The sequence below is a fragment of the Streptomyces sp. NPDC055140 genome, from assembly GCF_053607285.1.
Window position 1 is genome coordinate 17,931 of record NZ_JBSGTG010000032.1, and the last position, 20,215, is coordinate 38,145.

21 protein-coding genes and 2 pseudogenes are annotated in these 20,215 nt (G+C 68.9%); 8 read left to right on the plus strand and 15 right to left on the minus strand.

All coding sequences use genetic code 11. The annotated features are described in order from the left end of the window. Positions 1–10 precede the first annotated feature (10 nt). Entirely contained in the window at positions 11–427 is a 417-nt protein-coding gene (locus ACWFR4_RS39470) for a hypothetical protein (protein ID WP_453656478.1), read from the plus strand. Here the strand turns inward: ACWFR4_RS39470 and ACWFR4_RS39475 are convergent. Then, positions 419–901, minus strand: coding sequence for a DUF5959 family protein (locus ACWFR4_RS39475; protein WP_453656479.1), 483 nt, complete (start codon positions 899–901; stop codon positions 419–421). The genes ACWFR4_RS39470 and ACWFR4_RS39475 overlap by 9 nt on opposite strands. A 160-nt stretch (positions 902–1,061) precedes the next feature. Continuing rightward, complete coding sequence (locus ACWFR4_RS39480) at positions 1,062–1,733, minus strand: DUF4097 family beta strand repeat-containing protein (protein WP_453656480.1); 672 nt, start codon at positions 1,731–1,733, stop codon at positions 1,062–1,064. Between the two features lie 305 nt (positions 1,734–2,038). On the opposite strand from ACWFR4_RS39480, the pseudogene ACWFR4_RS39485 reads away from it, so the two are divergent. The 3 genes and pseudogenes from ACWFR4_RS39485 to ACWFR4_RS39495 form a co-directional block, all read left to right on the plus strand. Next, positions 2,039–2,155, plus strand: a pseudogene (locus ACWFR4_RS39485) (helix-turn-helix domain-containing protein); the annotation flags it as partial. Between the two features lie 201 nt (positions 2,156–2,356). Continuing rightward, on the plus strand, positions 2,357–2,821 hold the full coding sequence (locus tag ACWFR4_RS39490; RefSeq protein ID WP_453656481.1) for a hemerythrin domain-containing protein: 465 nt from the start codon (positions 2,357–2,359) through the stop codon (positions 2,819–2,821). Positions 2,822–3,232: 411 nt separating this feature from the next. After that, a complete protein-coding gene (locus tag ACWFR4_RS39495) occupies positions 3,233–3,493 on the plus strand; it encodes a lipopolysaccharide assembly protein LapA domain-containing protein (RefSeq protein ID WP_453656482.1) in 261 nt (86 codons plus the stop codon). Between the two features lie 266 nt (positions 3,494–3,759). On the opposite strand, the gene ACWFR4_RS39500 is transcribed toward ACWFR4_RS39495, so the two are convergent. After that, positions 3,760–4,329 carry a helix-turn-helix domain-containing protein gene (locus tag ACWFR4_RS39500; protein WP_453656483.1) on the minus strand — a complete coding sequence of 190 codons (570 nt, stop codon included), beginning with the start codon at positions 4,327–4,329 and terminating at the stop codon, positions 3,760–3,762. Positions 4,330–4,472: 143 nt separating this feature from the next. Here ACWFR4_RS39500 and ACWFR4_RS39505 point away from each other — a divergent pair, with 143 nt between their 5' ends. Beyond that, a complete protein-coding gene (locus ACWFR4_RS39505) occupies positions 4,473–5,726 on the plus strand; it encodes a benzoate/H(+) symporter BenE family transporter (protein WP_453656484.1) in 1,254 nt (417 codons plus the stop codon). Here ACWFR4_RS39505 and ACWFR4_RS39510 read toward each other — a convergent pair. The 5 genes from ACWFR4_RS39510 to ACWFR4_RS39530 form a co-directional block, all read right to left on the minus strand. Further along, positions 5,686–6,414, minus strand: a complete 729-nt coding sequence (locus ACWFR4_RS39510; protein ID WP_453656485.1) for a type 1 glutamine amidotransferase — start codon at positions 6,412–6,414, stop codon at positions 5,686–5,688. The two genes, ACWFR4_RS39505 and ACWFR4_RS39510, sit on opposite strands and share 41 nt — an antisense overlap. A 299-nt stretch (positions 6,415–6,713) precedes the next feature. Then, positions 6,714–7,151: an amidase family protein gene (locus tag ACWFR4_RS39515; RefSeq protein ID WP_453656486.1), complete on the minus strand. Its 438-nt coding sequence runs from the start codon at positions 7,149–7,151 to the stop codon at positions 6,714–6,716. After that, the gene (locus ACWFR4_RS39520; RefSeq protein WP_453656487.1) at positions 7,130–7,738 is read right to left on the minus strand and encodes a cytosine permease; all 609 of its coding nucleotides are present in this window, start codon (positions 7,736–7,738) and stop codon (positions 7,130–7,132) included. Before ACWFR4_RS39520 ends, ACWFR4_RS39515 begins: the two co-directional genes overlap by 22 nt. A 30-nt stretch (positions 7,739–7,768) precedes the next feature. After that, entirely contained in the window at positions 7,769–7,942 is a 174-nt protein-coding gene (locus tag ACWFR4_RS39525; protein WP_453656488.1) for a hypothetical protein, read from the minus strand. Between the two features lie 318 nt (positions 7,943–8,260). Next, a complete protein-coding gene (locus ACWFR4_RS39530) occupies positions 8,261–8,791 on the minus strand; it encodes a hypothetical protein (protein WP_453469478.1) in 531 nt (176 codons plus the stop codon). 461 nt (positions 8,792–9,252) lie between these two features. On the opposite strand from ACWFR4_RS39530, the gene ACWFR4_RS39535 reads away from it, so the two are divergent. Together ACWFR4_RS39535 and ACWFR4_RS39540 are read left to right on the plus strand one after the other, a co-directional pair. Further along, positions 9,253–10,374, plus strand: coding sequence for a lipid II:glycine glycyltransferase FemX (locus ACWFR4_RS39535; RefSeq protein ID WP_453469479.1), 1,122 nt, complete (start codon positions 9,253–9,255; stop codon positions 10,372–10,374). Positions 10,375–11,203: 829 nt separating this feature from the next. Next, a pseudogene (locus ACWFR4_RS39540) lies at positions 11,204–12,037 on the plus strand (RNA repair domain-containing protein); the annotation flags it as partial. A gap of 1,329 nt (positions 12,038–13,366) precedes the next feature. Here the strand turns inward: ACWFR4_RS39540 and ACWFR4_RS39545 are convergent. From ACWFR4_RS39545 to ACWFR4_RS39575, 7 genes are all read right to left on the minus strand, one after another. Continuing rightward, positions 13,367–14,455, minus strand: coding sequence for an aldo/keto reductase (locus ACWFR4_RS39545; RefSeq protein ID WP_453656489.1), 1,089 nt, complete (start codon positions 14,453–14,455; stop codon positions 13,367–13,369). Between the two features lie 51 nt (positions 14,456–14,506). Then, on the minus strand, positions 14,507–15,478 hold the full coding sequence (locus ACWFR4_RS39550) for an aldo/keto reductase (protein WP_453656490.1): 972 nt from the start codon (positions 15,476–15,478) through the stop codon (positions 14,507–14,509). 18 nt (positions 15,479–15,496) lie between these two features. Then, on the minus strand, positions 15,497–15,748 hold the full coding sequence (locus ACWFR4_RS39555) for a DUF2255 family protein (RefSeq protein ID WP_453469756.1): 252 nt from the start codon (positions 15,746–15,748) through the stop codon (positions 15,497–15,499). 99 nt (positions 15,749–15,847) lie between these two features. Beyond that, positions 15,848–16,615: a glucose 1-dehydrogenase gene (locus ACWFR4_RS39560; RefSeq protein WP_453656491.1), complete on the minus strand. Its 768-nt coding sequence runs from the start codon at positions 16,613–16,615 to the stop codon at positions 15,848–15,850. 104 nt (positions 16,616–16,719) lie between these two features. Then, a complete protein-coding gene (locus tag ACWFR4_RS39565; RefSeq protein ID WP_453656492.1) occupies positions 16,720–17,736 on the minus strand; it encodes a zinc-dependent alcohol dehydrogenase family protein in 1,017 nt (338 codons plus the stop codon). 287 nt (positions 17,737–18,023) lie between these two features. Beyond that, the gene (locus ACWFR4_RS39570; RefSeq protein WP_453469280.1) at positions 18,024–18,431 is read right to left on the minus strand and encodes a (R)-mandelonitrile lyase; all 408 of its coding nucleotides are present in this window, start codon (positions 18,429–18,431) and stop codon (positions 18,024–18,026) included. An 80-nt stretch (positions 18,432–18,511) separates the two neighbouring features. Continuing rightward, on the minus strand, positions 18,512–18,835 hold the full coding sequence (locus ACWFR4_RS39575) for a carboxymuconolactone decarboxylase family protein (protein WP_453469281.1): 324 nt from the start codon (positions 18,833–18,835) through the stop codon (positions 18,512–18,514). 274 nt (positions 18,836–19,109) lie between these two features. Between ACWFR4_RS39575 and ACWFR4_RS39580 the strand changes: the two genes are divergently transcribed. Continuing rightward, entirely contained in the window at positions 19,110–20,006 is an 897-nt protein-coding gene (locus tag ACWFR4_RS39580) for a helix-turn-helix transcriptional regulator (protein WP_453656493.1), read from the plus strand. The last annotated feature ends 209 nt before the right edge of the window (positions 20,007–20,215 follow it).

A 20,215-nucleotide genomic window follows, 5' to 3' on the forward strand; every position in this document is an offset into this window, starting at 1 on the left:
TAGTTGGCCCTTGAGCGTCACTGTCGGCCGGGTGAGCGTCGCGCAGTCGCTGCGCATGGTTGTGGTGCCCGTGGACGCCCGCCGGGGGGAGCTCATCCCACCGCTTCAAGCAGGACCGTCCGTGCGAGGCAAGCGCGGCCGACCACGCCGCCGCCCGGACGTCGTACTTGGGGACCGCGGTTACGACCACGACAAGTACCGCCGGCTCGTCTGGGACCTCGGTGTGAAGCCGGTCATCGCCCGCCGTGGCAACGAGCATGGTTCCGGCCTCGGTGCGCAACGCTGGTTTGCCGAGCGCGCGTTTGCGCACCTGTACTGGTTCCGCCGCCTGCGGATCTGCTGGGAGATCCGCGACGACATCCATGAAGCCTTCCTCACTCTGGGATGTGCGCTCATCTGCTGGCGGCGGCTTGTCTCCCTACTCTGACAGCATCGGAACCCAGTGATTCATCACCTGGTGCAGGCGTTGCCGGTGGTCAGCGATCCAGTCGTCCGGCGGTACGAGCGGCACCCGCACGGTGACCATGGACCCCGACTCGTCCTCCACGATCACCTCCGGACAGTCACGCTCGCCGGTGAGTTGGATGGAGATGGACGGCCCTCTGTCCCACTCCATCCAGACGACGTCCTCGTCGGCGTCGAGCAGGTTCAACGCATCTGCCCAGCTTTCGAGCTTCGAGGTTGACAGCACCAGGTTGATACGGCCGGACACGAACGGTGTCCTGACCACGATCTCGGCTTCCAGCCCGGCGGACCATCTGGGGTCACGCCCCAGAACGTTGACGGTGACGCTGTTCGCCTCGTCATCGGCGAGGGAGATGAGCTCCCTCGGAGCGATGTCGCCCATAGCTGCCCCTTCATCGGCGATTACCGAGCGATCGTCGCCCTGCGAGGAGTGCATCCGCCACTCCATTTCGTTTGGGGTTCTAAGACCTCAACGGAGAACTCCGGTCGGGCAGTCGGTGACGAAGCAGGAATCCCCACGGCGCAAGCCGTGGGAATCCCCTCGTTCACGAGGGGGAGGAAGTCAAGAGAGGTGCTCCTCAGGGGCTGTGGGTGGGTTAGAGGCTGTGGGCGGTGATGTCGCCGTGGGCGGTGGTGGCGTGGATGGTGAGTGCGGCGGTGGCGCCGTCGGTGTTCTGGAGGGTGTTGTGGATGCGGCCGTAGGTGGTGCCGGCGTCGAGGGTGGCAGACACGCCGCGGGCGGCGCCGATGGTGATGTCACCGGACTCGGTGCGCAGTTCGACGCTGCCGCTCGTGGCTTCGGCGATGTTCAGGTCGCCCTTTTGCGTGCTGATCTGTGCGGGGCCGGTCAGGCGGCCGATGAGGATGTCGCCGGCCTGGAGGGTGAGGCGGGCGCTGGCGGTTTCGTCGAGCTTGACCGTGCCCTGCGCGCCTTCGAAGGTGACGTCGCCGAGGCGTCCGACGCCGCGGAGTTCGGCGGCGGCGGTCTTCGCCTCGATGCGGGAGCCGGCGGGCAGCTGGACGGTCACCTCGACGGATCCGGAGTTGCCCAGGATGCGGTTCTTCGCGGCGGCGGCCTCGATGCGCAGAACGCCGTCGGCGTAGGTGACCGTGGTCTGTTCGGCGGCCTTGAGGTCGCGGCTCTTGGACTTGTCGGCGGGCAGGATCTCGACGCATGTGTCGGCGCGGTCGGCGGCGATGAACCGGATGCGTCCGGCGGGGATGTCCAGGACGGCGGTGACGGGGGTGGGGGTGTCGAACTTCTGCATGGTGTGCTCCTTGAATCCGTTGTTTCTGATGGGCGAAACGCTACGTTGCATTCAAAGATCAGGCAACGGCCTTGTTGCGTAAGAACCCTATAACTGCAGGTAGTTGCAGAGATTTCATTGCAATGGTCTGGGCTCTAACGCAACAACCCCCACCCCTGTTCGTTGCAATGGAATGGAAGTGAACGCTATAGGCGCCACGCCGGGCACCAGTGCCGGACACCGACGCGAGCGCCGGACACCGGCCACGAGTGCCGGGCGCGGACGGCGGGGACCGGTGCAGCGCTGTGAAGGAGAAGGGGGGCGCAATGCCAGGAGGCAGACTTGCCCAGCAAGAGCGCCAGCAGATCGCGCTGGGGCTGGCCGACGACCTCGCCTACGCCGAGATCGCCAGGGGCCTGGACCGCCCGACCTCGAGGATCACCCTGCGTGCGGTGGGCGCCGCCTGCCGCACACGTTTTGCCGGCTCGTCCGACGACCTGAGGGCCCTGATCGCCCGGGGCCGGAGCTCGCGAGCGGGGAGACAGTTGCTGCTGTCGTCGTTGGCTGGGGCACATGGGTGAGCACGGGAGCGGCTCCCGCCCTGGCGGCGCGGGAAGTCGGGCGTGGGCGTCTGTGATGGGTCCATGTGTCATTACTGCGGTTGCCGTGAGATTCCGCTGATCAAGGAGTTCATCGCCGAGCATGAGCGGGTTACCGACGCGGCCGGGGACGCGGTGCGGGCTCTGGAACGTGGTGATACGGCGGCCGCGCGGGAGCTGGCCGACGTGATGTCACGGGAGCTGGCCACGCACTGGCAGGGTGAGGAGAACGGTCTGTTCGCGGTGATGCGGGACGATCCGGAATACACGGACTACATCGATGCGCTGGTCGCCGAGCACCGTGAGCTGGCCGCGCTGCTGCCCGCCCTGGATCTCGCGGACCCCACCGATGCACGCCGTTTCAGGGTGGCCGCCGACGAGCTGCACCGTCACATCGCCAAGGAGGAGGACGGCCTCTTCCCGGCGTCGCTGACGGCGCTGTCCGGCGACGAGTGGGACGCGTCGATGGCAGCGTGGCGCGCCGCGCATCCGCAGGAGAACCAGGGGTAGACCCCCCAGCGTCGAGGCGAGCGGTCGCCCACCGTGCGGACAGGTGAGGTGCGATGAGCGGGGCGGAGACGATGAAGGGAGTGCCGGTCAGCTGCTCATTCCCGCCGAACGCGATGGGCGAACCTCCCCGTGGCCCGTACGGCTCCTGGGTGTTCGGGTCCGCGACGTGAGGACTTCGCCGGCGGCCTGGCCGCCGACGGCATGGCTCCGCTCACCGCGCATCGTCCGCGCGGTCGTCCGGCCGCTGAACGCGATCAAGCCTGGTGCGGGGCGCGAGGCAGGAAGGGGCAGTCATCCGGTTGCCGACGATGTTTTTCTCCCGAGGTGGGCCTTGGCCTCGACTGGCGCTGAGGAGGCTCCGGTCGAAGGTGTGAGTCGCCCCGTCGGCGTAACCCTCCGATAATGGATGGTATGTCTCCGAACACCGCAAAGAAGGCGCATGGGCCGTCGACTGTGACGGTCAAGGGGCGGGATATGCGGTTGCGCACCATCGGATTCGTGGTGCTCGCGGGCCTGGTGGTCTGGTTCATCGCGGCCAACACGGGTTCGGTCACGATCCGCATGTGGATCCCGAGGGTCACGCTCCCGCTGTGGACCGTCCTCACCGTCACCCTCGTGGTGGGTGTGGTCCTCGGCCTGATCATTGCCCGCCGCCGCGCGAGGCGGTCCTGACCGCCGGTGGCGGGCGGCTGTCCTGTGATTGTCAGGGCGCGTCGTCGCGCAGGCGCGTGTCCGGGCCGGCCGGGCCGCCTACTGGGCGGTCGGCCGGGACCGGCTGACCGGCCTCGCGGCCTCGGCGGGGTTCGCCGACCCCCGGTGGCGGATGCCGCAGGAGACAGGTTTCTTCCAGCCCCTGCTCGTGGCACGCGCCGGCACTTTCTCGGCCTGGCCGTCTGCCTGCTCACCCACCGCCACGTCCAACGCCTTTGTCGGGACCCCTAAGTCCCTTCCAAGGCAGGATCCTTCGAAGGTGGGCTCTTCGGGTACCGGACGAAGAGGACGCCCTGGACCTCGCCGTCCGGTGCGCTGTAGAAGTGCGGGGCGTCGGCAGGCCAGTGGGCGTGGCCGCCGGGTGTGGCCGTCTGTGGCGCGTCCGGCAGCCCGACGACCGCCGTCCCGGAGAGCACCATGAGGCTTTCCGTGGTGTGCGGGACATGCGCGGCCGACTCCTGGGTCGCGCCGTCGGCGATGGTGACACGGAAGACGTCGGTGGCCGCGCCCTCGTCCTCGTACCGCTCCAGGAGAACCGCGGTGACGGCACTGCCGGAGACTCCGCCCGCGCCCGCCGCGACGCCGGGCGGTGGGTCGTCGAGAACGGCGCTGACCGGGCGGCCGAGTGCGGTGGTCAGGGCGTAGAGCGTTTCCAGGGTGGGGTTGCGCCGCCCCGTCTCGAGTTCGGAGAGCGTGCCTTTGCCGACGCCTGAGCGGCGCGCGAGCTCCGACAGGGACAGGCCGGCGTCCTGCCGCAGCCGTTTCAGCCTGCGACCCACCTCGTCGTTCAGACCCATCTGCCCAGTTCCGTCCGTTTCCGCGCCCGTCGGCGCTTTGACGTGCCGCCACCTGCGTCCTTAGTGTTCCATAAACAGAACGTTCCGTTTACGGAACACTCGGAACCCGCTCTCCCGCACCCCTTTTCGGAAGTGATGCCCGCATGCCCCCGCTCGCCCGTATACGCGCCACCGCACCGCCCTCGGCCGTGGCGGCGGGGCTCATCGCGGTCACCGTCGGCGTGACCAGTGCCGCTGCCATCGTGTTCACCGCGGCCAGGGCCGCCGGGGCGGACGCGCGCGAGGTGTCCTCGTGGATGCTGGCGCTCGGCGTCGGGATCGCCGTGACCTGCGTGGGCCTGTCGCTGCGGCACAAGGTCCCGATCGTCACCTCCTGGTCGACACCAGGAGCCGCGCTTCTCGCCACGAGCCTGAGCGGGGTGTCCATGGAAAAAGCCGTGGGCGCGTTCGTGTTCAGCGCCGTGCTGATCATGGTGAGCGGTTTGACAGGGTGGTTCGCGCGGATCATGGACCGGATCCCGGTGCCGCTGGCATCGGCGCTGCTCGGCGGTGTGCTGCTCGATTTCGGGACGGGGCTCTTCTCCCAGATGGGCGGCAGTTTCGCGATCGCGTTCCCGGTGTTCGTGCTGTATCTCCTCGGGCGTCGGCTGCTGCCGCGCTACGCGGTCCTCATCGCGCTCGGCGGCGGCGTCGTCGCCTCCGTCCTCACCGGGGGCTGGCATCTGGAACGGGTCCGACTGTCGCTCGCGCAGCCGGTGTTCACGGCTCCCGAGTTCGACTGGAAGGTGCTGGTCAGCGTCGGCGTGCCGCTGTTCGTCGTCACCATGGCCTCGCAGAATCTGCCGGGGGTCGCCGTGCTGCGCGGGTCCGGCTACGAGGTGCCCGTCTCGCCGGTCCTGACGTGGACGGGTGCCGTGCAGGCGGTGCTCGCGCCGTTCGGGGCGTTCGGCATCAACTTGGCGGCGATGACCGCCGCGATCTGCACCGGCGACGGGGCCCACCCCGACCGGCAGCGGCGCTACCTCGCGGCCGTGTGGGCGGGTGTCTTCTACCTGTGCGTCGGCCTGCTCGGTGCGACCGTCGCGTCGCTGCTCACCGCGATGCCGCACGCGCTCGTCCTGGCCGTCGCCGGGGTCGGCATGCTCGCCACGATCGAGGCTTCCCTGGCCAGTGCCCTGTCGGACCCCGGATCCAGGGAGGCGGCCGTCGTCACCTTCCTCGCCACGGCGTCCGGTGTGACGCTGCTCGGCATCGGATCCGCGTTCTGGGGGCTGCTCGCGGGCGTGCTCACCAGCGTCATCGTGTCGGTGAGACGGCGGCGCGGGGCCGCCGCGTCCGCGCCCGCCCCGAAGCCGGTCACGTCAGCCTCGCGCACACCTCAGCGAACCTCCGTGTGAACACCGACCACGCCGAGACCGCCGCGCCCTCGTCGGCCACGGCCTCGGCGTGCAGCCGGTCCCTGTCGAAGCCCTGCCGGGCCAGTCGCTCCCGGTCCCACCCGGCGATCCGGTCGGCCTCCGCCTCAGGGTGGAACTGCACACCCCAGGCCCGCGCTCCGACGCGGAACGCCTGGTGGGGACAGGCCGTGCTGGACGCCAACCAGGCGGCTCCCGACGGAAGTTCGGTGATCGCGTCGACGTGCCGCTCGATCGCGGGCGCCGTCTCGCCGAGCCCGTACAGCAGCGGATCGTCGGCGGCTTCGGGCCGCAGCTGGATCTGTGTACTGCCGAACTCGGGCTGCCCATGATTCGCCCGTACGCTGCCGCCCGCGACCTGTGCGAGCAACTGGCCACCGAGGCAGATGCCGAGCACGGGCGAGCCGTCGTCCAGCGCCTGTCCGACGAGCCGGCGCGTGGCCGGGAGCCAGGGCGCGCGCTCGTCGTCGTCCGGCAGGAAGCCGCCGCCGAGCACCAGGAGCGGCCTGCCGTCGAGCGCCTCGGGCAGAGCCTCACCCGCGTAGGGACGCAGCACTTCGAGGCCAAGTCCCGCCTCGCGCAGCCAGGCCCCGACCCGGCCGGGACCGCCGCTCCGCGTGTTCTGCACAACCCATGCGGTCGGCGGGCCCGGTGCATACGAGGGCGTCATCGCCTCAGCTCCCCTGCTCGGCATCTGCGTTCGCGGCGTTGACCTATACGTTGATCAAGGCAGCAGATCAGGATGCGACGCGCGACGTCAACGGTCCGTCGGCCGCCCTACTCCGAGGGTCATGTCCCTCGCCGCCGCCGCGACCCGCTTCGCCGAGTGGCCCGCCACGGCCGAGCGCCGCCCCTCCGAGCACCTCGGCGCGGTTACCCGCATCGGACCTGTCCTGATGCCGAAGGCGCAACATCACACCACGTCGCCGAGGGGCCGGTCGCTCGCGAACGGCCCCTCGGGCACTGTGATTACCGTCCCGCCCCGAGCGGCGGTCGGATGTGGGACCAGGGGGCCGCCTCCTCGTAGGCCGCGCAGGCGTCGAGGAGGTGGGCGCCGGCGAGATGCCGGCCGATGAGATGGAGGCCGACCGGGCGGCCGTCCGCGGTCAGGCCGGCCGGGATGCTCGCCGCGGGGAGGCCTGCGAGGTTGGCGAGGGGCGTGAAAGCCGCGTTGGCGAGGAAGTTGGCGAACGGGAAGGCGGTGAGCGTGGCGAGGACGGCTGACCGGCCGTCCTTGGACCAGCGCGTGAAGTCCGCCGTCATGGTGCCCGAGTCGGCGAATCCGGCGATGACGATGGCGACGGCGCCACCGAAGCCGGGGGCGGTGCCCGCACCTTCGTATCCGAAGGTGTCCGCCAGTGAGGTGTGGGCGTCCAGGCCGTAGGTCAGGGCCACCACCGTGAGCACGAGGAACAGGGCATGGCGATCATTCCGATGAGGGAGAGCGCACGGATCCCGGCCTTCGTCAGGAGCGTGTACAGGACGCCGCCGACGGCCGCGTCTGCCAGGGCGGGCCAGCCGAGGGTGGTGCCCGTGAGTCCGACCTGGAAGGAGAACCAGCCGATGACAACGGTGGCGAGCAGCCCGGCGGGCAGGTTGCGGCCCCGGCTGCCGAAGGTGTCGGCGGTCAGCAGGGCGAAGTTCTTCCCGGTGCCGCCCGCGTGGTGGCTGAGCGCACCGACGTAGGCGAGCAGCACCAGATTGCCGACCAGGATGGCGAGCAGCCCCTGAGGCAGGCCGAGGTTGTAGACGATGACTCCGCAGAAGACCGCGCTGCCCAGGTTCATCGGGAAGCCGAACCAGGTGGCGGCGACGGACGGCAGACTGTGGCGGACCGACGCGGGGACGGGTGTGTGCTCGTACTCCTCGGTGCGGTGGGTCGCCCCGAGCACGTGCGGCGGCTCCCTGCCCTTCTGCTTGGCAACGATCAGGTCGGAGATCGCATCGGTGCACCGGTCCGTCGCGGCGTCCTCAGGTATGTCGTCGCTGGTCATGACGTCCAACAGCGCGAGCGCGCGCTCGATCTAGTCGTCGGAGACGTCGCGTACGGTTTGACGGCTATCTGGCCGTCGGGTTTCGAGGTAGTAGCCCTCGCCGTTCCGGATGGGGTTCCACCGCATCGAATGCAGCACCATCGCGGTTCCACTGATGCTGAGCAGGCCGAGGCGCTCCCGCCCGCACCACGCGAACCTGGCCACGCCCGCCTTGCTGTCCGCTCGAGCGTCTGCCGAACGAGCGTGGATCGAAGGACTCCGCGTCAGTCTCGCCGGCGCGCAGTCCAAGATCTGTCAGGTCGACACCACAACTCCCGGCAGGCTGGTGGCGGAGGCGCTTTCCGGGTGAAGATGCGTACCGGTCTGTATCCGCGTGTCCGCGTTCAGGGCGGTGTCCGCTCGGTGGTCTCCCAGGCCGACAGAAGATGCCCCAGGCTTGCGGCCCGCTCTTTGGGGGAGGCACCGACTCGTTCCTCGAGTCGGCACCCTACACGGCAGAGTCCCGCATGCTGCGTATCGCCATCACTGCGAGCAATACACGAGGACACCAGCCGTTCCCGACTCTGTACCAACGTTGCCGAAAGTCATAACCCAGCTGTCGAAGGTGGTATTGGTGGTGTCCCGAAAGGACTCCCTCAGGAAAGTCTTGCCGCTCGCGAAGAAACCGCCGGAGATCGCCTTCGGATGATCGGGCGGACAGACGGCCTTGCTCGAATTGAACCCACCCGGAGGAACTGAGATATTTGTTCCCCCTGCTGTGACGATATCGGCGGTACCGGAGGGACCGGTGTCACCTTTCGGGCCCTGAATGCCCTGCAGCCCCTGCAGGCCGGTGTCACCCTTCGGACCGTTGGGGCCAGTGGGTCCCGTTTGGTTCCACCTCACCGTGAGTTCGCCGGACCGGCACCGCCGTCCGGCCTCGAAATCGATGACCCTTAGTACTCCGGTGCTCCTGTTATAGCAGCCGGTGTACACCCCGCCGGCGCCGGGAATGTCGGCGTGCGCGACGCCGCCGAGCATGCTGGTAGCCAGGCCCAGCATAGTGGCGGCCATAATTCCCGCCTTTGTGGGCCGCCGGCCAAGCAGAGGCGGGCGCGGAGAAGTAGGTACCACTGTGGTCTCCAGGGAGATTGTTCCAAGGTTTATGGAACCTTGGAAGGGGGGTCTAAACTGCCTCCTCAGCTTGGGTTCCGCCCGGGGCCAGGGCAAGTCGGTAGTGCTCCGATTGGCTCTGACGTCGGCCGCGAGATGTGGGCTCTACTCTCGGGCTGTTGCTTTGCTGCGGGAGCACAGCATGCACGCCCTGAGCTTGTTCTTTATTTACCAGGATCTTCCACGCTTGCCGATGGCCTTGAAGGTCTCGGGGCGTTTGACGGTCTTGCCGACGTCGTACCGGAAGACAAAGAACAAGTTGAGAGGCTGTGCCATATCCCGTGATTGGTGACATCCTGTGAGGCCTGGGTTCGTGCAACGCGCCTCAGCAGGGTGGCGCGTCGAACAGAGGAGCGCTGCGCATGAGCTATCGCCTGAAGGCGATCACCCGCGACGAACATCTGGCTTTCGTCGCAGCCCAGCCGTCAGTGAGTCACATGCAGGTTCCGGCCTGGGCGGATGTGAAGCCGGACTGGCGGGGGGAGAGCCTGGGCTGGTTCGATGAAGGAGGCAACCTCGTTGGTGCCGGGCTGGTGCTGCTTCGGCCGTTGCCGAAGTTGAAGAAGTACCTCGCCTACCTGCCTGAGGGCCCTGTCATCGACTGGACAGCGGCGGATCTGGACCAGTGGCTTCAGCCGATGCTCGCGTACTTGAAAGCACAGGGCGTCTTCTCCGTGAAGATGGGGCCGCCCGTGGTGCAACGCCGCTGGAGCGCCGAGGCCGTTAAGGCCGCGATCGCTGACCCGCAGGCCACAAAGTTGCGAGATGCGCAGGCCACCATGCAGGAGCCGCAGGCCTTCGACCTGGCCGACCGGCTGCGCCGGATGGGTTGGCAGCAGAGTGAGTCTGACGGTGAGGACGGCTTCGCCGCAGGCCAGCCGCGCTACGTATTCCAAGTTCCTTTCAAGGGACGGTCGCTGGAAGAAATTGAGCGCGATCTCAACCAGCAGTGGCGACGCAACATCAAAAAGGCAGAGAAGGCCGGCGTCAAAGTGGTCCAGGGCGGCTACGACGACCTGCCCGCCTTCCACGCGATCTACGTCGAGACCGCGGAACGGGACCGGTTCATCCCGCGCCCACTGGCCTACTTCCAGCGCATGTGGACCGCGTTGCAGGCCGAGGACAACAACCGCATGCGCCTCTACCTCGCCCACCACGAGGGAGAGGTACTCGCGGCCGCCACGATGCTGACCGTCGGCGAACATGTCTGGTACTCCTACGGGGCCTCCACCAGCCGTAATCGTGAGGTCCAGCCCAACAACGCCATTCAGTGGCGAATGATGTCCGATGCCTACGAACTCGGCGCCGGCATCTACGACTTCCGCGGCATCACCGACACGCTGGAGGAGAGTAACCACCTCCTCGGTCTGCTCCGGTTCAAGGTCGGCACCGGCGGAGAGGCCGTTGAATACCTTGGGGAATGGGACTTCCCACTCAACAAGGTTCTGCACAAGGCACTCAACCTCTACATGTCCCGCCGCTGACATCGCCCCGCGCCGCAAGCAGGCCCCGGATCTCCGGCCCCAATTGGTGCCAGTTGGTTCCGAGTTCAACTCCGGCCCGAAGTGGCCCCGTCTCCAACCTGCAGGGGCGAGCCGGCTCACCCTGCACCTCGAACGTCCGTCGGAGCCGACTCGAGCCGGACGAGCGGGGCCGGATCAGAGCGGCAAAGGCACCGCGCCTCAGTGCCAGTTCAGAGAAGTGACCAGGCCAAAGCCAATGGCTCCGCTCCGCACGGAATGCGGCATGGGGGACCTCCGAGACGTACCCCGAGGCCTCCTGTAGGGTCTCAAGTTTCGTGGCCAAATCACACGAACCGTGGCCACCTGATGGTCAATTGGCCACGAATCTGAGACTGGCCGGTCAGAGGTCCCGGCGCCGTCACCCGCAAGGGTGAGGGCGCCGCCCTCCTGGCCATCTGGGCCCCGGACTCCTGGCTCGGACAGCAGGCGCAAAGCAGGTACGTCTTCGCTGGTCAGCGGTTCGGGCGACTGCGAGGGGAGAACGCCGTCACCAGCCGCAACGGACAAGTACCGCGAAACAAGGGTCTGACAACATTCAGCCGGCCAGAGAGTATCCGCAGGTCGGCAGTGTCGGCAGCCCGTGTCGGGAATCAACGTCGGCAAACGGCGGGTGTCAACAGTCCTACTCGCGGGTTACTTGTCCCCTGGTGGCCGAGGTGGGAGTCCGCGGCGAAAACCGCCGCTGGCTTTCGCTCTCCTGCCGTAACCGCAGCGAGGTGGGCGGGCCGGGCGTTGATTTGCAGGGTCGACCGGGAGCGCGTCACCCTGATAGTCGAGGGCAGGTGCTGACGTGCACACCAGCGACGAGATCTACCACCGGGTGCTCTGGGACCCGCGCTTCGACCCCGAGCGGTTCGTGATGGGGGTCGCCGAGCGCGGGGCCCCGCCGAAGCGGGTCCTGCTCGGCGACTTCGTGCCGGGCGGGGAGATCCCGTGGCACCGGGTGGTGTTCTTCGAGGCGGACGGCCAGGTCGTCTGGGACCGCGCCTTGGGCGTCGACCGGCTCGACGAGACCCTCGTCGGGCAGGTCGGTCCCGTGCCGGCCCCGGTACCCGGCGACGTCCTCGCCGTCCCGTCGGCGAACCGCACCGCCGTCGCTTGGCTGCCGCCGGCGGAGTTGTGGCCGCCGATCCAGCACATTCGCCGCGAACACGACCGGCAGGTCCGCCGCTGGCCGCCGCACGTCAACGTGCTCTTCGGTTTCGTCCCCGAGGCCGAGTTCGCCCGGGCCCTGCCATTGGTCGCCGCGGCGCTCGCCGAGACGCCGCCGTTCACCGCCCGCCTGGCGGGCGTCCACTGGTTTGGACACCGCGAGGACGCCACCGTCTGGCTCGACCCGGCCGTCGCCGACCAGGAGCCCTGGGCGCGGCTGCGGGAGTCCCTGGAGCTCCGCTTCCCGCTGTGCGGATCGCACTCGCACGGCTTCACCCCGCACCTGTCCCTCGGCCGCACCGCGGACCCGCGCCCCCTCGCCCGCAAGGCGGAGGCCCTCCTCGGCCCCATGACGGCCCGGGTCGACGAGCTGGTCCTGCTCTCCCGCCGCGGCGACGAGCCGATGCGGGTCCGGGCCCGCGTCCTGCTCGGCAGCGGCGACGTACGCCACCCGGAGAATCCGGCCCTACTGGGCAACCCTCCGCCGTCACCGTCCGTCTAGTCAGACGCGGCACGGGCTTCGGCCGGCCCGGCCGGCATGCAACGAAGTCATGAGTACGCACCCACGCCTTCTGCAGCGACGCGGCCGAGAAGGTGCTCGCCGATCTTGACCGGGGCGTGCGGGCCGCCGTCGAGGCGGTGCGCCGGCTCGTCGAAGCTGGTGACAGCGTTCTTCCCTCACAGTCGGCCGAACCGCTGACCAGCGAAGACGCACCTACTTTGCGCCTGGCGTCCGAGGTAGGAGTCCGAGACCATCTGCAGCGGGGACTTGCCGCAGTTTTGAGACCGATCAGCTTGGCCGCAGCGTGAGACGGCCTCAAGACCAGCAGGTCACGGGCACGCACTTGGCCGCGAGCGGCGAGACCCTACACCTTCTTCTGTGGGATCTCAGATTCCTTGGCCGAATCTCACGATCGGTGGCCGATCGGCCACGAATCCGAGCAGGGCCTGGTCAGCCTGTTCACTCTTTGGGGTGCGACAGACGTGAGCCGGACCTCCCATGGACAGTCCCCTGGCAGCGCGCCCGTCAGCCACCGGCCCGCGCCGGGGGTACGCCATGGACAGCTCTGCCATCACGTTGAGTGTTCGCCGTCGCGGCGGTGAGGTCGTCGAAGACCAAGCGTGGTTGACAGCTGGGCTCGATCTACTGCGTTCGGCTGCGCCTTGGCGGACGTTTCGCTGGTATCAGGGGCAGAAGCACTACGCCCGTACCCAGCGGGCGACTTCTCCATCGCCCACCTCGCGCAAGCGCTGAACACCACCACGGCGCACCTCACCTACCTGCTGTCCCAGCACCCGGTCGGCTGGAGCCCGCCGCGGGTTCCGCCACACCCAACAGACCGCCACCCACATCGGGCAATGGCGCACCTGGTACGAACAAGACCACCTGTCGCTCCAGGACATCGCCGACCGCGAAGGCACGATCCTGGCCACCGTGCTCTTGGCTCTGCTCAAGAACGCCATCCCACTCCGCCCCGCCGGGGCCTGTCCGGGCCGCCCCCGAAGGGGGAAGTAGCCCAGGGTGGGAGGGTCTGGTCACACTGCAGCAGAACCATGTGGATGGTGCGGGCCGCGCCACTTCATTGCGAGCGGGTGGGTCCGCGGGCGCGAGTCAGTTCTTGACGTCGGTACCGACGTCAGCGACTTCCTCCCCGCCGCACTGCGAGGCGGGGGCGATCGTCGCACCATGGCGGGAGCGCGCGTGGCCCGGAGCCGCCGATGGGTGCCGACCGCCGTCCCCGCCACATTCGGTCCTGTGTTTCGCCGCGAACCGGCCGTCCTCGAAGTAGAGATCCTCGATCTAGAGGCGGCCGGTGGGGTGGTCGGAGCCTTTGCCGATGAGGTCGCCGAGGGCCTGGGCGCCGCCCTGGAGTCGGCGGTCGCGCTGGCTGACGCCGAACGCGCCGTAGGGGTAGCCGCCTGGCGTGGGTGCGCTGACCTTGTCGAGGGCGGCGGTGGCCTCGTCGTCCAGGGTGAGGGCGACGGCGCCGAGGCCGTCGTGGAGTTGTCGCAGGCTGCGGGCGCCGAGGATGGGGGCGATGACACCGGGGCGGTCGGCGATCCAGCTCAGGGCGACCTGGGCGGGGGTGGCGCCGGTCTCCTTGGCGATGCAGCAGACCTTGTCGATCGTGGCCCAGTTGCGGTCGGCAGCGGCGTACTCGGCCGACACCCACTGGTACAGCTCGTTCGCGGACCCAGCGCGGGTGTCGGACGCCGGGGGCGTGCCGCGCTCATACTTCCCGGTGAGGAAGCCGCCGGCCAGCGGTGACCAGGGCAGCAGGCCGATCTTGTTGTGCAGGGCGGCGGGGACCATCTCGTACTCGCTCTCGCGGGACAGCAGGCTGTACTGCTGCTGAAGGGTGAGCGGGACCTGGACGCCCATCGCTCTGGCGGTCGAGACGGTCAGCTGGAGCTGCCAGCCGGTGAAGTTCGACAGTCCGGCGTAGTGGATCTTCCCGGCGCGCACGGCGTCGTCGAGGAACGACAGCGTCTCCTCGACCGGGGTGTGCGTGTCCCAGCCGTGCATCTGGTAGAGGTCGACGGTCTCGACGCCGAGCCGGCGCAGGGAGGCGTCCAGCGCGCGATGCAGGTGGCGGCGGGACAGGCCGAGGTCGTTGACGTCGGGGCCGGTGGTGAAGCGGCCCTTGGTGGCGATTAGGACGCGGTCGGTGACCTCGCTCGGGCGGGCGGCCAGCCAGCGGCCGATGATCTGCTCGGAGAGGCTGCCGGAGTAGACGTCGGATGTGTCGAGCAGGGTGCCGCCGGCCTCGGTGAAGGCGTCGAGCAGGGCGAATGCCTCGTCTTCTGTGTTCTCGCTTCCGAAGTACATGGTGCCGAGGGCCAGTTTGGACACGGCGAGACCGGAGTTGCCGAGGGTGCGGTATTGCATGACGTTCTGAACGCCTTTCCGTTGCTGAGGAGTTCGGCCGTGTTCCCGTGGTCAGAACCAGGAAGGCCCGGCGTTGGTGTACGGCTTCTCCAGGGCTGCCGCTTCCTCGTCCGACAGCCGAAGGGCGAGCGCGTCGACTGCCTGCTGAAGGTGTTGGGGCCGGGTGGCTCCGACGATGGGCGCCGAGACGAGCGGGTTGCCAAGCACCCAAGCGAGGGCGATCTGGGCCATGGGTACGCGTCGGGCTTCGGCGAGCTGCTGCACGGCGTTGATGACCGGCTCGTCGTACTCGCTGTCGAAGGCCCGCACGACGTGGTCGGTGCGGGAGCGGCTGCTCTGCTCGCCGACGGGGCGTGCGAGGCGGCCCTTGCCGTTCGGGGAGTAGGGCACCAGGCCCACGCCCATGTCACGGCACATGGCCATGAGTTCGGGCTCGTCCTGGCGGCGCAAGAGGTTGTACTGATTCTGCATGGACACGAAGCGAGTCCACCCGCCGAGGTCGGCGGCATACTGGAGCTTGGCGAACTGCCAGGCATACATCGACGAGGCGCCGAGGTAGCGGACCTTCCCGGCCTTGACGACGTCGTGCAGTGCCTCCATCGTCTCCTCGACCGGTACGTCGTCGTCAAAGCGGTGGATCTGGTAGAGGTCGATGTAGTCCGTGCCCAGTCGGGACAGGGAGGCGTCGACCTGTTCCAGGATTGCCTTGCGGGACAGGCCCTCACCGCCGGGACCGTCGTGCATGGGGCCGCGGACCTTGGTGGCGAGGACGATGTCCTCGCGCCGGGAGTACTTCTTGATGGCGCGGCCGACGATCTCCTCGGAGGTGCCGGCCTGGTAGACGTTGGCGGTGTCCCAGAAGGTGATGCCCAGGTCAACGGCCTGGTGGAAGAACGGCGCAGCCATGTCCTCGGTCAGTGCCCAAGGGTGGGCGCGGGGGACGGTCGGGTCGCCGTAGCTCATGCAGCCGAGCGCGAGCCGGCTCACCTTCAGCCCGGTGGTGCCGAGACGGGTGTATTCCATGGTGGCGCTCCTTCGCGGTCAAATGCGGGTCTGGGCTGTGGAGTTGGGGGTTTCGAACCCTGAGTGCCGGGCAGCCCACTGCGACAGCGCCGCCTGGTACCAGCGGGAGTTGTGGCCGTTGTAGGGGCGGACGTAGAGGCCGCCACCCGCGACGACAGACCAGATCCAGGTCGGTGTGCCGAAGGTACGGCCGTCCCCGCGGTACGGCGAGATGGGCAGGTCGTAGGCGGCTGTGAACGAGCACAGCTGCGCCTGGTCCCAGGTGCTCATCGTGGGTTGTCCGTGTGCGGTAGGCGGTACCCGGTCGGGATGAGCCTGCGGCCGTGTGCCGCGTCCGGCTGCTGCCGTCGATCGAGGCGTACGGGATGCTCAGTGGGTGGTGTATCCGCCGTCGACGGGCAGGGCGACACCGACGACGAGGCTCGCGGCGGGGCTGCACAGCCACAGGACGGCCGCGGCGATCTCGTCCGCCCGGCCCAGCCGTCCGATCGGCTGCTGCTTCATGATCTCGGCCATGGCCTGCGCCTGACCTTCGAGCATGTCCGCGACCATCGCGGTGTCGATCACCCCGGGGCACACCGCGTTGATCCGGATGCCCTTGGGCGCGTACTCGACCGCGGCGCTCTTGGTCAGGCCGATCACACCGTGCTTGGAGGCGTGGTAGGCGGCGCGCTCCGGCAGGCCCACAAGGCCGCCCAGCGAGGAGCAGTTGACGATGGCGCCGCTGCCCTGCTGCCGCATCCGGCGCAGTTCGTGCTTCTGGGCGGCCCAGACGCCGCGCAGATTCACGGCGTTGACATGGTCGAAGTTCTCGGCCGTCTCGTCGGCCGCGTCACTGGGCGGGACCTGCACGCCGGCGTTGTTGAACGCCATGTCCAGACGGCCGTACGTCGCGACCGCGCGGTCGACCATCGCGGCCGCCTGCTCCTCGTCCGTGACATCGCAGGCGACACCGATCGCCTGATGACCGGCCGCGGTCAGCTCATCTGCCGCGTGCTGGACGGCCTTCTCGTCGATGTCGGCCAGGACGACTGCGGCGCCGGCCTCGGCGAAGGCCCGGGCGGTGGCGAGGCCCATGCCGGAGGCCGCGCCGGTGACGAGGGCCACCTGCTGCTCGAAGTCGTACGTCGGGTTCATGAGATGCAGTTCCAATCGTGCTTCGTGAGAGTGCGGACCGGGCTGGGGGTCTGCGGGCTTTCGCCGCTGCGGTGTGCCGGGACGGCGACCGGCCGGCCGGTGTGTCAGGGGCGCAGCAGCGTCTTGATGGCGCGACGCTCGTCCATGGCGCGGTAGCCCTCGGCGGCCTCGTCCAGTGGCAGTGTCAGGTCGAACACCTTGCCGGGCTCGATACGGCCGTTCAGGACGCGGTCGATCAGGTCGGGCAGGAAGTGACGTACCGGCGCGGGGCCGCCGCGTAGGGCGACGTGGGAGAAGAACAGCTCCTGGCCGTCGATGGCCACGTCGTGCGGGACGCCGACGAAACCGACGTTGCCGCCGGGGCGGGTGGACCGGACGGCCTGTCGCATCGATTCCTGCGTACCGACGCACTCCAGGACGGAGGCCGCGCCGATGCCGCCGGTGAGTTCCTTGATACGGGCCACGCCGTCCTCGCCACGCTCGGCAACGATGTCGGTGGCGCCGAACTCGATCGCGAGGTGCTGCCGGGAAGCGTGGCGGCTCATGGCGATGATGCGCTCGGCGCCGAGTTCCCGGGCGGCGATGATCCCGGACAGGCCGACCGCGCCGTCCCCGACCACGACAACCGTGGAGCCGGGCTTCACCTCGGCGGCGACGGCCGCGTACCAGCCGGTGCCCATGACGTCGGAGAGGGTGAGCAGGCTCGGCACGAACTTGTCGTCGGGCTGCCCGTCGAGGGCGACCAGGGTGCCGTCGGCGAGCGGGATGCGGATGTACTCGGCCTGGCAGCCGCCGACGAACTCCTTGTGCGGGCAGGAGGTTTGATAGCCGGCGCGGCAGATGGGGCAGGTGTTGTCGGAGGCGAAGAAGGAGCCGATGACGAACTGCCCCGGCTTGATGCCCTTCACCTCCGTGCCGGTCTCCTCCACCACTCCGACGTACTCGTGGCCGATCGGCGTGGGCTGGGCGACCTCGTTGATGCCGCGGTAGTCCCACAGGTCGGAGCCGCACACACAGGCGGCGACCGTCCGGATCACCGCGTCGGTGGGGGCGAGGATCTTCGGTTCGGGGAGGTTCTCCACCCGGATGTCACCGGGGGCGTGGATCACGGTTGCGCGCATGGCTCATTCCAGAGTGAGGGGAAGGGTTGAAGGGGGTGGGGCGTCGGCTGCGGTAGCCGGGGGAGGGGAACGAGTCGGCCGCTCCGTCAGCTCGTCCGGTGGCGTGGGCAGCGCGTCGAGCCCGTCCGGCGGCGGCGCTCAGCATCGATTCGGCCGTCACGGCGTTGTCGAGGAGGCAGGTGGCGGTTCCGCTCGGCGATCTCCCGCGTGCGTGATCACCGCCATCGTGTGGGTCTGCCGTCCCCGGCCGCAGTTGACGCTGAAACTCACGCTCCTGTCAGCTGTGCTCAGTGCGAGGTACGGGTACTGGTGCGCGGGCCGCCGTACTCGGCGTCCGTGACGTGCTCCAGCCAGTTGACCTCGTCGCCCTCCCACAGGGCGATGTGCTCCATGAACCGGTCCGGACTCGCGCCGTGCCAGTGCTCCTCGGCGGGCGGGCAGCCGATGGTGTCGCCCGGGTGGGCCTCGATGATCACGCCGTCCCGGGTGCCGATCAGGGCGACTCCGGACACGACGTGCAGGGTCTGGCCCATACCGTGGCTGTGCCAGGCGGTACGGGCACCGGGGGCGAAGCGGACCATGTTGGCCCGTGCCCGGGAGGGCTCCTCGCCCCGGTGGATCACATCCGCCCAGGCGTCGCCGGTGAACATCTGGGCGGGCAGCTTCATGGTCGCGGGCTGCTTGAGGATCTCCATGGTGGTACGTGCTCCTTACGTCGGCCGCCGCGGGGCAGCCGTGAGGGGGTGATGAGAACGAGCCCGCAGGTGGGACGGGGTCAGGCCGAGCGGAACAGTTGCCGGGCCACGGTCAGCGCGGACATGGCCTTGGGCCATCCGGCGTAGAACGCCATGTGTGTGATCGTCTCGATCACTTCCGCCTCGGTCACGCCGTTCTGCTTGGCCAGGGGGATGTGGAAGGTGAGCTGCTCACTGCTGCCGCTGGTGATCAGGCTCGCCACGGTCACCAGGCTGCGGTCCCTCGGGGACAGCTCCGGGCTCTTCCACGCCTGCCCGAACAGCACGTCCTCGCTGTATCCGGCCAGCGCGGGAGCGACGTCCCCGAACAGCTCGCGCGGACCGGGCTGGGTCTTCTCCGTCATCGTTCATGTCCTTTCACGTGCCGCGGCGGCGCTCATCGGTTGCCCATCACAGGGGCGGCGGTGCGATGCCAGGGGGTTCATTCCGCCCTGAAGCAGCGACCGCCGCCACCCGGACGACGCTCCGGCCCACCTGGCCGGTCGGCTTGGTGCCGCTTGCGTCACTACCGATGAAACTGCAGGTCACACGCGCGTGGAAGGACTCGTTGATACGTGTACTGCCAGTACACCCCACGGCCGGGGACATGGCCGGACCAGCCGACGTAGCCTCGAAGCCATGGACAACCGAAGCGAGGTGCGCGAGTTCCTGACCAGCCGCCGTGCCAAGATCACGCCACAGCAGGCGGGACTGCCCGCCTACACCGGCAACCGGCGCGTCAAAGGCCTGCGCAGGGAAGAAGTCGCGCTGCTCGCCGGCGTCAGCGCCGAGTACTACGCCCGCCTGGAGCGCGGCAACCTCTCCGGCGTCTCCGAGACCGTCATCGACTCCCTCGCCCGCGCCCTCCAGCTCGACGAAGCCGAGCGTGCCCACCTCGACGACCTCGCCCGCACCGCGAACACCACCCGCCGCCCGCCCCGCCGACGGGCGCCGCAGCCGATCCGCGCGAGCCTGCAGCACCTGCTCGACGCGATGACCGAGGCACCGGCCTTCATCCGCAACGGCCGCCTCGACATCCTGGCCACCAACAGGCTGGGCCGCGCCCTGTACGACCCGGTCTTCGCCGACCCCGCCCGGCCCGTGAATCTCGCCCGGTACGAGTTCCTCAACCCTGGCGCGGCCGACTTTCTGCCCCACCTGGAGGCCCAGGCCGCCGGAGCGGTGGCGCTCCTGCGCATCGAAGCGGGACGAGACCCGTACAACCGGGACCTGACCGACCTCGTCGGCGAACTCTCCACCCGCAGCGAGAAGTTCCGCACCCTGTGGGCCGCGCACGACGTACGACTGCACCAGACCGGCGTCAAGCACTTTCGCCACCCCGCGGTCGGCGAACTCGCCCTCCCCTTCGAGGCCATGCCCATCCCGACGGACCCCGGCCTCACCCTCACCGCCCTCAGCGCCGAACCCGGCACTCCGTCCCACGACAGCCTCAAACTCCTGGCCAGCTGGGCCGCCACCCTGGACCAGGTCGGCCAACCGGACACCGCGGCCGCCGGCGGCGAACAGAGCGCATAGCGGGAGCCATCTAACGTCGCCGTGCGGTCGACGACAGCCCCACCCCTCAGCAGCTCGCGCCTACCGCGTGGATCACATGATCCTTCGCGTGGTCGACGGGGCCATCAGACATTTCAGCCCCTTCAGCGTGGAGTTATCAGTACTGGCTGGACCCCGGCCGAACAACGCGTGAGCCGACATCCCTGCTGTGAGATGACGGAGGAGGAGGT

Coding starts and splice junctions, on each gene's coding strand:
- ACWFR4_RS39475 (WP_453656479.1), bottom strand. CDS start 901: ATGCACTCCTCGCAGGGCGACGATCGCTCGGTAATCGCCGATGAAGGG.
- ACWFR4_RS39480 (WP_453656480.1), bottom strand. CDS start 1,733: ATGCAGAAGTTCGACACCCCCACCCCCGTCACCGCCGTCCTGGACATC.
- ACWFR4_RS39490 (WP_453656481.1), top strand. CDS start 2,357: ATGTGTCATTACTGCGGTTGCCGTGAGATTCCGCTGATCAAGGAGTTC.
- ACWFR4_RS39495 (WP_453656482.1), top strand. CDS start 3,233: ATGTCTCCGAACACCGCAAAGAAGGCGCATGGGCCGTCGACTGTGACG.
- ACWFR4_RS39500 (WP_453656483.1), bottom strand. CDS start 4,329: ATGGGTCTGAACGACGAGGTGGGTCGCAGGCTGAAACGGCTGCGGCAG.
- ACWFR4_RS39505 (WP_453656484.1), top strand. CDS start 4,473: ATGCCCCCGCTCGCCCGTATACGCGCCACCGCACCGCCCTCGGCCGTG.
- ACWFR4_RS39510 (WP_453656485.1), bottom strand. CDS start 6,414: ATGACGCCCTCGTATGCACCGGGCCCGCCGACCGCATGGGTTGTGCAG.
- ACWFR4_RS39520 (WP_453656487.1), bottom strand. CDS start 7,738: ATGACCAGCGACGACATACCTGAGGACGCCGCGACGGACCGGTGCACC.
- ACWFR4_RS39530 (WP_453469478.1), bottom strand. CDS start 8,791: ATGGCCGCCACTATGCTGGGCCTGGCTACCAGCATGCTCGGCGGCGTC.
- ACWFR4_RS39535 (WP_453469479.1), top strand. CDS start 9,253: ATGAGCTATCGCCTGAAGGCGATCACCCGCGACGAACATCTGGCTTTC.
- ACWFR4_RS39545 (WP_453656489.1), bottom strand. CDS start 14,455: ATGCAATACCGCACCCTCGGCAACTCCGGTCTCGCCGTGTCCAAACTG.
- ACWFR4_RS39550 (WP_453656490.1), bottom strand. CDS start 15,478: ATGGAATACACCCGTCTCGGCACCACCGGGCTGAAGGTGAGCCGGCTC.
- ACWFR4_RS39555 (WP_453469756.1), bottom strand. CDS start 15,748: ATGAGCACCTGGGACCAGGCGCAGCTGTGCTCGTTCACAGCCGCCTAC.
- ACWFR4_RS39560 (WP_453656491.1), bottom strand. CDS start 16,615: ATGAACCCGACGTACGACTTCGAGCAGCAGGTGGCCCTCGTCACCGGC.
- ACWFR4_RS39565 (WP_453656492.1), bottom strand. CDS start 17,736: ATGCGCGCAACCGTGATCCACGCCCCCGGTGACATCCGGGTGGAGAAC.
- ACWFR4_RS39570 (WP_453469280.1), bottom strand. CDS start 18,431: ATGGAGATCCTCAAGCAGCCCGCGACCATGAAGCTGCCCGCCCAGATG.
- ACWFR4_RS39575 (WP_453469281.1), bottom strand. CDS start 18,835: ATGACGGAGAAGACCCAGCCCGGTCCGCGCGAGCTGTTCGGGGACGTC.
- ACWFR4_RS39580 (WP_453656493.1), top strand. CDS start 19,110: ATGGACAACCGAAGCGAGGTGCGCGAGTTCCTGACCAGCCGCCGTGCC.